Genomic DNA, 9,694 nt, shown 5'->3' with positions numbered 1-9,694 from the left:
CCCGGGCCGCGCACCGGCACCGGCACCGGCACCGGCACCGGCACCGGCACCGGCGAGCCGGCGCAGCAGCAGCCCGGCCATCAAGCGGCCCATCTCCTCGATGTCCTGGCGCACCGTCGTCAGCGGCGGCTCCGTCCAGGCCGCGATCGACTCGACGTCGTCGAAGCCCACCACGGCGACGTCCTCCGGCACCCGGCGGCCGGCCTCGCGCAGCACCCGCAGCGCGCCCGAGGCCATCGCGTCGGAGGCCGCGAACACCGCGTCCAGGTCGGGTCGGCGGGCCAGCAGTTCGGCCATCGCCCGGCCGCCGCCGTCGGGGGTGAAGTCCCCCTCGGCGATCAGCGCCGGGTCGCCGTCGGGCAGCACGTCCCGGTAGCCGTCCAGCCGGTCCATCGAGGAGGTCTGGTCGAGCGGGCCGGTGACGGTGGCGATGGCCGTGCGCCCCAGGGCCCGCAGGTGGCCGACCGCCAGTCGGGCGCCGCCCCGGTTGTCGCTGTCCACGTAGACCAGGTCGTGGTCGGAATCGGCGCCCGGCCAGCCCGGCCGGCCGCCCACCACGAAGGGCAGCCCGACCTTGCGCGCCATGGCGGGCAGCGGGTCCGGCTGGTGCAGCGAGAACAGCAGCGCGCCGTCCACGTGCCCGCCGGCCAGGTAGCGGCCGACCCGCTCGTAGTCGTGCTGGTCCTCGACCATCATCAGGACCATCTGGTGGTCGGCGGCCGACAGCTCGCGGCCGATGCCGCGCAGCTGCTGGGCGAAGAACGGGTCGGAGAAGAGCCGGCTGCCGGGCTCGGCCACCACCACGGCGACCGCCCGGTTGTGCCGGGTGACCAGCGTCCGGGCGGCCGGGTTCGGGACGTAGCCGAGCTCGTCGACGGCCCGTCGGACCTTCTCCCGCAGGGCCTCGCGGACGCCCTCCCCGCCGTTCACCACCCGCGACGCCGTGGCCCGGGAGACCCCGGCCCGTTCGGCGACCGACTCCAGCGTCGGACGCGGCGACTGCTCCGGCACCGTGGGCTCCTCTCGCGCGTGAACGCTTCGTCCCCAGAGCCTAGCGGGTCGGTCGGCCGTCGCTGAGAGCGCTCCCAGATCACTCGGGCGGGCACGCCGGAGCGGTGGCGGGCGACTGCCGCCCGCCACCGCCCGGCACCCCGGGTCAGGTGGTGCTGAACGTGAACCAGTTGACGTTGACGAAGTCGGCCGGCTGCCCGCTGGTGAAGGTCAGGTAGACGTCGTGCCTGCCGGTGGTCGCGGCGATGTTCGCCGGGACGGTCGTCCAGCTCTGCCAGCCACCCGTGTTGGCCACGGCGAAGGAGCCGATCGGCGCGGCGGTCCGGCTGTCGAGGCGGACCTCGACCAGTCCGCTGACGCCGCCCGCCGCACCCGAGGCCACCCGCGCCTTGAACTGCCGGGCCGGGGCCGTCCCGAAGTCGACGCCCGGGTACAGCGCCCAGTCGCCATTGGCGAGCGCGGCGAGGTTCTGGCCGCCGCCGCTGTCGGTGGTGGCCTCCCGGGCCGTCCCCGACTGCCCGCCGTAGGCCTCGGCCTGGATGGTGCCGTACGCGCTCCCGGTGCCGCCGGGGGGCGGCGTGGTCGGCGGCGCGGTGGTCGGCGGCGGCGTGGTCGGCGGCGTGGTGCCGCCGCCCGAGCGGTAGACCGCGACGTAGTCGACCAGCATCGGCACGCCGGAGGCGGTCGCGGCGGTGGGCGTCCGGTGACCCGCCACCGGGTCGGGGAAGGCCCCGCCCATCGCGACGTTCAGCAGGATGAAGTGCCCGTGCGCGGTGGCCGCGTCCCAGGTGGCGGCGTCCATCTGGGCCGAGGTGACGGAGTGGAACTGCACGCCGTCGACGTACCAGCGCAGCTGCTGCGGGCTGACACTGCGGTCCCATTCCAGCGCGTAGGTGTGGAAGTTGCCCTGGCAGGCCGAGCCCGGGCAGGCGTGCACGGCGCCGAGGCCGGTGGTCTCGTTGCACGGGCCGCCCGGGTTGCCGCCGCAGTGCAGGGTCCCCCAGACCTGGTTGACGCCGTTGACGTTCTCCATCAGGTCGAACTCGCCGATGGTCGGCCAGTTCCAGTAGTTGCCGCGGTACGGCGCGCCCAGCGTCCAGAAGGCCGGCCAGTAGCCGTCGGCGGCCGGGCCGGTCACGTTCGGCATCTGGATCCGGGACTCGATCCGCAGCTTCCCGCCGGCGGGCGGTTCGAAGTCGCTGCGCCTCGTCTCGATCCGGCCGGAGGTCCAGTTGCCGGCGGCGTCCCGGATCGGAGTGATGCGCAGGTTCCCGGCGCCGTCCTGGCGGAGGTTGGCGGTGTTCGCGGTGTAGCTCTGGACCTCGCCGGTGCCCCAGTTGGCGGCGCCGCCGGGGTAGCTGGTGCCGGTGTCGACGATCCAGTCGGCGGCCGCCGGCAGGGTGTCGGCGGCGCCGCCGAAGTCGTCGCTCCAGACGGTGGTCCAGCCGGCGGGCGCGGGCGGGACGGCGGCCGTGGCGGTGCCGAGCAGCGCCACGCAGAGCGCGGTGGCCGCGCCGGCGGCGGTCAGCACGGTGGTCAGTGCGCGGCGCGGGCGCCGTCTGCGGGTGGCGGTGGTCGCGGGTGGGGTGTTCGTTCCGGACACGGTGGTGCACCTCCGTGGGGGGGACGGTCGTGGGGGTGACGGTGCGGTGGGAGCGCCGGGGCGGGGCCGCGCGGCCCCGCCCGCCGGCCCGGACTACCAGCCGATACCGAGGGTCAGCCCGGTAGGCGGAGCCGCGTTGCCGAGGATCTGGACGGACGACTGGTCGTTGATGTCGTCGTAGGGGAAGGCGTAGGAGCGGCCGCCGAGGCTGATGCCGTGCAGGTACCCCGCGTAGTCGTTCGCGGCGTCGGCGCCGCGGTAGTAGGCCGCGGGCCGGTACCAGTCCGCCGGAGTGAGCGCCACGCCGCGCTGGAGGGCCGCGCACAGCTCCGCGCCGAGCTGCTTCTCGGTGTCGCCGCCCGCGGCGAGCGGGCCCGCGCAGGCCATCACGTCCGGCGAGGCGGGCTTGGCCAGGTGGAACGGTCCGGCCCCGTTCTTGGTGAAGGTCAGGGTGTCGCCGGTGACCCGCCCGGTGAACGTCTCGCCGAGCCGGGTGAGGGTGAACTGCCGTGCGCTGAAGGCCGACCAGAACCGGTCGATGGCCGGCTGGAGGTAGCCCTGCTGCGCGCCGCCCGCCTGGAACAGGGCGGACGACCGCGGGGCGGTGATGCGGTAGGTGCCCTGCAGCGCGCGGAAGGCGGGCCCGACGGCCGCCGCGTAGCCGGCCATCACCTCGGCGCGGGTGCGGGTGATGCCCTCGGTGGAGTCGTAGCCGCTGGCGGTCTGCCGCAGCCGGGCGGTCATCGGGAAGCCGAACCCGTCCACCTGGGTGGTGTTGCCGCCGAACGGGACCTCGCCGTGGACGTAGGTGTACTCGTACCAGTCGTAGGAGACGTCGTTGTTCGGGTCGGCGGGGTTGCGCGGGTCCGGCCCGCCCCAGCCCTGGTCGTCGGGCGAGACGGGGATGTACAGCGGCGAGCCGAGCGAGATGTAGACGCGGCCGCCGCGGATGGCGGCCGGGGAGGGGACGGTGGCGGCCCGGTCGAGCGTGAAGGACATGTTCGGGTAGTCGACGCCGTTCTTGGTCAGGTGCCCCGGGGCCTGCGCGGCGCGGTGGTCGATGTGCGCCGTCGTGCCGTCGGGCCGCAGGTAGGACCACTGGCCGGGGGTAACCATGCCGAGCACGGTCACGTAGACCTGGGCGTCGCTGAAGGCTCCCCGGGTGTTGTTCACGAAGGTGAGCGGGAAGCTGCCCGTCGCCCCGCCGCCGGTCGAGCCGCCCGCGCCGACGGTCACCGTGAAGTGCGGGGTGTCGTAGAGCGGTCCGGCCTTCTCGTAGGTGAACCAGTACTCCAGGACGGTCCCGGCCGCCAGGCCGGTGGCGGTCGTCTCCCACCGGCTCGCGCCCGCCGTCATCCGGACGTTCTGCTGGCCGTCGGCGGCGGGCCGGTAGTGGACGTCGACCAGGGCGGCGGGCACGGCCGGGGTGAAGGCGAAGAGGACCGCGCCGGGGGCGACCGTGGCCGCCGACTGGGTGTAGTCGGTGGCCGCCCGCGCGCCGGCCGCCGTCCACAGACCGGCGAGCAGCAGGGCGAGCACGGTGAGGACCGCGACGGCGCCGCGGTGGCGGGGCGCTCGATGGCGGGGCGCGGCTCCGCGGGCGGGGCCGGGCAGGGGTGGGGTGGCCGTCATGGGGATGCCTTTCCCTCGGCGGTGGCAAGGCGGGGGCACCGCGTGAGAGCGCTCTCAAGCGTCGACACACTGTCTCGCCCCGCCGGACGGCGGTCAAGAGACGAAGCGGTGGAACTTCCTTGTGGGCTTTGTGACTTCACCTTGTGAAGGGAAGGCCTGCGGCGAGTTCCTGGACATGTGTCTATGATTGCTGGACAACAGTCCAGAAAGGGGCCCCGTCATGGGCATCGTCGCGAGCACACTGGTGGGCCTGGTGGCCGCACTGCACGGATACATCCTGGTGTTGGAGATGTTCCTCTGGGAGCGGGCTCCCGGGCGCAAGCTCTCCGGCTTCGACCCGGAGATGGCCCGGGCCACCGCGCCGCTGGCCGCCAACCAGGGCCTCTACAACGGCTTCCTGGCCGCCGGCCTGGTCTGGGGCCTGATCGCGGCGGACCCGACCGGCTTCCGCGTCCAGGTCTTCTTCCTGTCCTGCGTGGTGGTCGCGGGCCTGTACGGGGCGGCGACCGCCAACCGCCGGATCCTGTTCGCCCAGGCCCTGCCCGGCGCGCTCGCGCTGGCCGCGGTGCTGGTCGCCGGATGACCGACGCACGGGCCGACCGCACCCGCGCCCGGCTGCGCGAGGCCCTGCTCGCCGAGTGCGCCGAGCGCCCGCTGGCCGAGGTCGGCGTGGCCGCCGTGGTCCGGCGCGCGGGCGTCGGCCGGGCGACCTTCTACCTCCACTACGAGGACCTGCGGGCGCTCGCGGTGGACGCCTGCGCGGAGGTCGTCCGGGACGCCGTGGACGCCCTGCACGCCTGGCGCGGCATCCCGGACCCGGCCGCACCGCCGCCCGCCCTCGGCGCGTTCCTCACGGAGGTCGAGCGGCACGCGGCGGTCTACCGCTCGCTGCTGCTGCCCGGCGGCGCCGGACCGCTGGGCGAGCTGCTCCACCGCGAACTCCGGGAGCGCAGCCGCACCGAGCGGGAGCTGGCCGGCGCGCCGTACGCCGGGCTGGTCGCCACCGCCGTCGCGGCGACCTTCACGGCGCTGCTCGCGGACTGGCTGCACGCCCTGCTGCCCGCCACCGCCGACGAGCTCGCCGCGCACAGCTGGCGCCTGCTGATCTCGCTGCACCGCACCCCGTTCGGCTGACCGGCCGACGGGCGATGCGGGCACCGGTCAGGCGGCCGGCGGGGGCTCGGCGGCCTCGGGCGCCGGCTCCGCGGCGGCGGGCCGAGATCGGCGGGCGATGCGGGCACCGGTCAGGCGGCCGGCGGGCGATCCGGGCGCCGGTCAGGCGGCCGGCGGGCGATCCGGCACCGGTCAGGCCGCCGGCGGGGGCTCGGCGGCCTCGGGCGCGGGCTCCGCGGCGGCGGGCCGGCGCAGCGAGGCCGCCAGACTGCCCGGGGCGGGCGCGGCCGGGGGCTGCTCGGCCCGCAGGCCCTCCAGCGAGATCCGGGACCAGTCGGCGTCCGCCAGGTGCTTCGCCAGCAGCTCGACGCGCTCGCGGTACAGGGCCTCCCGGTCGAGGTCCGAGAAGGCCGGCGGCAGCACCTCGCGCAGCGGCTCGAACCGCTCCCCCGCCCCGGCCAGCAGGCTGCGCAGGACCCGCTCCCAGGTGACGCCGCGCAGGCCGATCGACAGGTGCAGCGACGGCTCGTCCGTGGTGTCGCCGACGTGCACGAAGCCGCGCGGCAGGTAGAGGCACTCGCCCTCCTTGAGGACGACGTCGAGCACCGGTTCGCCGACCTCGGACGGGGCCACCGGGCGGGCCCGGCTCGGCAGCCGCCGCACGGGGGCGCTCACCCGCCAGCGCTTGGAGCCGTGGAGCTGCCGAAGGAAGATGCCCACCAGGTCGAAGTGCGGCGCCGCGCCCCGGGCCCGAGGCGGCGTCAGGAAGGCGGTGCAGTCGGCCTCGTAGCCGGTCTCGCGGGCCACCTCGGCGGCGAAGCGCGCCACCTCCGGGCTGTGGTTCTGGAGCTCCTCCAGGGTCAGGGTCGCGCCGCCGGCCACCTGCTCGGCGACCTTGGTGCCGTCGGCGAGCTTCTCGCGGCTCCGCGGGTTGCTCCCCCGGTTGCGCAGGACGAGCTCCGGTGGCACCAGCTTGCCGTCACGGAAGAGCCGTACCGCGCTCATCGGCAGGCTGCTGTGGATCAGCCGCTCGGCGGTCTCCAGGGAGAACACGTCACCGAGGTCGCCCAGCCCGGTGCTGACGAACGGCTCGCACTCCCAAGCGGTTTCGAGCGTCGGCAGGTCGTCCACGAGCCGGAGCAGACTGTCCACGGAGGCCTCACAGGGTGGTCGGGTGCCGGGCGGGAAGGCGACGGCCGGCCTGCGCGGTTGCACCCGCACAGACCGGCCCGGCCTCGTCCCGCCGGGGTGGTCCGGCCCGGCGGCGAGTCGGCCGATGACGAAGCGTCGGGCTAGACGCCGGCGGGGCCGTCCGCGGCGCTGGCGTTGAACTGGATCCCGCAGCCCGCCAGGTCCTCGTCGTCCTCGCCCACGCTGTGGGCCTGGACCTCGTCGTCCACGGCACTGGCGTTGAACTGGATCCCGCAGCCCGCCAGGTCCTCGTCGTCGCCGCCCACGCTGTGTGCCTGCACCTCGTCGGACATCGGAACTCCTCTCGCTCGCGCTCGGACGTCGGCCGACGTCACAGTGCGACGCTAGGAGCGGGCGGTTGAACTCCGGTATGTGCGTGGCTTCCTGGCAGCTTGTCCTGTCCCTCTCGACCCCCGGGCACCGCTGTTCACCAATCGCTCACCGCGTCCTTGCCAGACATCCTCTTCTCGGCGAAGCTACCCGTCGGAGTACAGACGAGGGGCGACCGGCCCCGATCGGGCCGGCCCGACCTGTGCCCATCGCGTGGCGCGCTCTGGGGGAGGGGCCATATGACCGGGAACACCGGTGCGGAAAGAACGCTGCGTTTCACGATGCTCGGGCCGCTACAGGTCCGGTCCGGCGACGACCTGCTCGAACTCGGCCCGTACAAACAGCGATTACTCCTGGCCGCGCTGCTGTGCCGGGCGAACACCGTGCTGTCGGTCGACCAGCTCATCGACGCGCTCTGGGACGGCGACCAGCCCCGGACGGCGCGCAAGAACCTCCAGGTGTACGTCTCCGCCCTGCGCAAGGTCCTGCGGGACCGGATCGGCCACGTGCCGTACGGCTACACCCTGACGGTGACCTCCGAGGAGTCGGACCTGCTGCGGTTCGACGAACTCGCGGCGGCCGGGCGGCAGGCGCAGCGGGCGGGCCACCCGGCCGGCGCGTCGGCGCTGTTCGGCGAGGCGGTACGGCTCTGGCAGGACCGGCCCCTGGTCGACCTGCTCGGCAGCTCGTTCGCGGCCCGCGAGTCGGAGCGGCTCGCCGACCGCTTCCTCGCGGTGTACGAGGACTGGGCCGAGCTGGAGGTGGAGGCCGGCCGGGCGCTCGGACTGCTGGACCGGCTGGCCGAGTTGACCGCCCGGCATCCGTTCCGCGAGCGGCTGATCGTGCTGCACATGACGGCGCTCGACCAGGTCGGCGGGCGGCGGCAGGCGCTCGCCTGCTTCGAGCAGCACCGGCAGTACATCGCCCGGGAGCTGGGCCTCGACCCCAGCCCCGTGCTGCAGCAGGCCTACCGGGCGATCCTGGCCGGCGGGGGATCGGCCCGGCCGGGCCGCGACCGGCCGCGCGAGCACGCCAGGCCCTCCCAACTCCCCCGGGACCTGGCGGACTTCGTCGGCCGCCGGGACGAGGTCGAGGCGGCGGTGGCGGCCTTCACCGGCGGGGCCCGATGTACCGACGTGACGGCGGTGTCGGGCCCGCCGGGGGTCGGCACCACGGCGCTGGCCGTCCACGTCGGCCACCGGATCGCCGACCGCTTCGCGGACGGCCAGGTCTTCGTCCCGCTGGGACACCCCGACGGAACCCCGCGCGACTGGCACGAGGTACTGACCGAGCTGCTGCGGAGCACCGGTCTCGACCTCACCCCGCCCCGGGAGGAGACCGCGGCGCTGGCCCTGTGGCGGTCCTGGATCGCCGACCGGCAGGTCCTCCTCGTCCTCGACGGCGCGACCGGCGAGTCCCAGGTCCGCCGCCTGCTGCCGGGCCGCGGGCCGACCCGCACGCTGGTCACCTCGGCCCGCCGGCTCAGCGGCCTGGAGTGCGTCCACCGCATCGAACTCGACGAGTTCACCCCCGGCGAGGCCCGCGAGCTCCTGGCGCGCGTGCTCGACGAGCGGCGGCTCGTGGACGCGGACCGGACGCTGCGCCGCCTTCAAGAGGTGTACGGGCTCTCCCCGCTGGTCGTCCGCGCGCTGGCCGCCAAGCTCACCACGCTGCGGCACCTCTCGCTGTCCGAGTACGCGGAGCAGCTGGGCCGGCTGCCCGCCGGACCCCACGAGCTCTCGGTCGGGGGCTGCTCCGTCCAGGACGGCTACCGCCGGTTCCACCGGGGGCTGGATCCGCAGCAGCGGGCGGCGCTCGGCGCGCTCGGCGCCCTGCCGGGGCCGGCCTTCGACCAGGCAGTGCTGCTGGCGGCGCTGGGCGGCCTCGCGGAGCCGGCCGAGCGGATCGTGGAGGAGCTCATCGAGGCCCATCTGGTCACGGTGGCCGAGGACGACGAGGTGCGGGCGCACGCCGTCCGCTACCGCATGCCGAGGCTGGCCCACCGGTACGCCGCCGCCCTGCACCGCGGCCCGGGTCCGCTGCCGGGCGGCTGCTGAGACCTGGACGAGACCGGGTGGCGGGCCGGTGCCGATGACCGGGACGGCCTCGCCGCCCGGCCAGCGCGCCGCCCCGCCGCCCCGCGACCCCGCCGTCCGGTCAGCGCGCCATCGCGGCGAGCACCTCGTGCAGGGACTCGACCAGCCGCAGCCCGCTGGCCCGCTGCTCGGGCGCCAGCGCGCCGAGGACCTGGACGATGCCGGCCAGCCGCTCGAACTCCGCACCGCCGAGGGCCAGCGCGCTGCGGGCCGCCCGGCTGCGGACCAGGCCGTGCAGGGCGAGCCCGGCCTGGCCCGCGAAGGCCACCAGCAGGTCCAGGTCGGCCAGGCTGGAGCGGGACTGCGGGTGCGGGTCGAGCACCTGGATCACGCCGAGGATCTCGTCCCGGTGGACGACCGGGGCCGCCATGATCGCGTCCGGCACGTAGCGGGTCCGCTCCGCGAGGTCCTGGGCGAAGATCGCGCTGCCGCGCAGGTCGTCGACCGTCACCGGCTCCCCGGTGTCGGCGACCCAGCCGGCGATCCCCCGGTGCGCCGGGAACCTGGTGCCGACCAGGAAGTCCTCGCCCTCCCCGGAGACGGCCTCGAAGACCAGCTGGTCCTCCTCCCGGTCGAACAGGAAGATCGAGCTGGCGGCGGCGCCGAAGATCGAACGTGCCACCCGCACGATGGAGGACAGCAGTTCGCGGTCGTCCGGGCCGGGATCGGCCAGGGCGCCCGAGATCGCCGCGATCATCGCCGTGGAGTCCGCCGACTG

At 75.1% G+C, this 9,694-nt stretch carries 9 protein-coding genes; 3 read left to right on the top strand and 6 right to left on the bottom strand.

What is annotated here, in order from left to right; translation table 11 throughout:
- The 3 genes from ABZ495_RS33120 to ABZ495_RS33110 all read right to left on the bottom strand — a co-directional run.
- The coding region (locus tag ABZ495_RS33120) for a LacI family DNA-binding transcriptional regulator (protein WP_359839531.1) at positions 1 to 1,011 on the bottom strand (1,011 nt) is incomplete at its 3' end.
- A 145-nt stretch (positions 1,012 to 1,156) separates the two neighbouring features.
- The gene (locus tag ABZ495_RS33115) at positions 1,157 to 2,614 is read right to left on the bottom strand and encodes a glycoside hydrolase family 16 protein (RefSeq protein ID WP_359839529.1); all 1,458 of its coding nucleotides are present in this window, start codon (positions 2,612 to 2,614) and stop codon (positions 1,157 to 1,159) included.
- Positions 2,615 to 2,707: 93 nt separating this feature from the next.
- On the bottom strand, positions 2,708 to 4,246 hold the full coding sequence (locus tag ABZ495_RS33110; protein ID WP_359839527.1) for a glycoside hydrolase family 64 protein: 1,539 nt from the start codon (positions 4,244 to 4,246) through the stop codon (positions 2,708 to 2,710).
- Positions 4,247 to 4,466: 220 nt separating this feature from the next.
- On the opposite strand from ABZ495_RS33110, the gene ABZ495_RS33105 reads away from it, so the two are divergent.
- Together ABZ495_RS33105 and ABZ495_RS33100 are read left to right on the top strand one after the other, a co-directional pair.
- A complete protein-coding gene (locus ABZ495_RS33105; protein WP_359839525.1) occupies positions 4,467 to 4,829 on the top strand; it encodes a DUF1304 domain-containing protein in 363 nt (120 codons plus the stop codon).
- On the top strand, positions 4,826 to 5,380 hold the full coding sequence (locus tag ABZ495_RS33100; protein WP_359839523.1) for a TetR/AcrR family transcriptional regulator: 555 nt from the start codon (positions 4,826 to 4,828) through the stop codon (positions 5,378 to 5,380). The genes ABZ495_RS33105 and ABZ495_RS33100 overlap by 4 nt, the downstream gene beginning before the upstream one ends.
- A gap of 171 nt (positions 5,381 to 5,551) precedes the next feature.
- Here ABZ495_RS33100 and ABZ495_RS33095 read toward each other — a convergent pair whose 3' ends face one another.
- Both ABZ495_RS33095 and ABZ495_RS33090 read right to left on the bottom strand, forming a co-directional pair.
- On the bottom strand, positions 5,552 to 6,511 hold the full coding sequence (locus ABZ495_RS33095; RefSeq protein ID WP_359839521.1) for a cupin domain-containing protein: 960 nt from the start codon (positions 6,509 to 6,511) through the stop codon (positions 5,552 to 5,554).
- A gap of 140 nt (positions 6,512 to 6,651) precedes the next feature.
- Positions 6,652 to 6,843, bottom strand: a complete 192-nt coding sequence (locus tag ABZ495_RS33090) for a hypothetical protein (RefSeq protein WP_329491456.1) — start codon at positions 6,841 to 6,843, stop codon at positions 6,652 to 6,654.
- Between the two features lie 276 nt (positions 6,844 to 7,119).
- On the opposite strand from ABZ495_RS33090, the gene ABZ495_RS33085 reads away from it, so the two are divergent.
- Complete coding sequence (locus tag ABZ495_RS33085; protein WP_359839519.1) at positions 7,120 to 8,937, top strand: BTAD domain-containing putative transcriptional regulator; 1,818 nt, start codon at positions 7,120 to 7,122, stop codon at positions 8,935 to 8,937.
- Positions 8,938 to 9,037: 100 nt separating this feature from the next.
- On the opposite strand, the gene ABZ495_RS33080 is transcribed toward ABZ495_RS33085, so the two are convergent.
- A complete protein-coding gene (locus ABZ495_RS33080) occupies positions 9,038 to 9,673 on the bottom strand; it encodes a GAF domain-containing protein (RefSeq protein WP_329492380.1) in 636 nt (211 codons plus the stop codon).
- Positions 9,674 to 9,694 lie beyond the last annotated feature (21 nt).

Source organism: Kitasatospora sp. NPDC005748 (assembly GCF_040630735.1).
GTDB lineage: Bacteria > Actinomycetota > Actinomycetes > Streptomycetales > Streptomycetaceae > Kitasatospora.
This window is presented reverse-complemented; position numbering and strand designations above follow the sequence as displayed.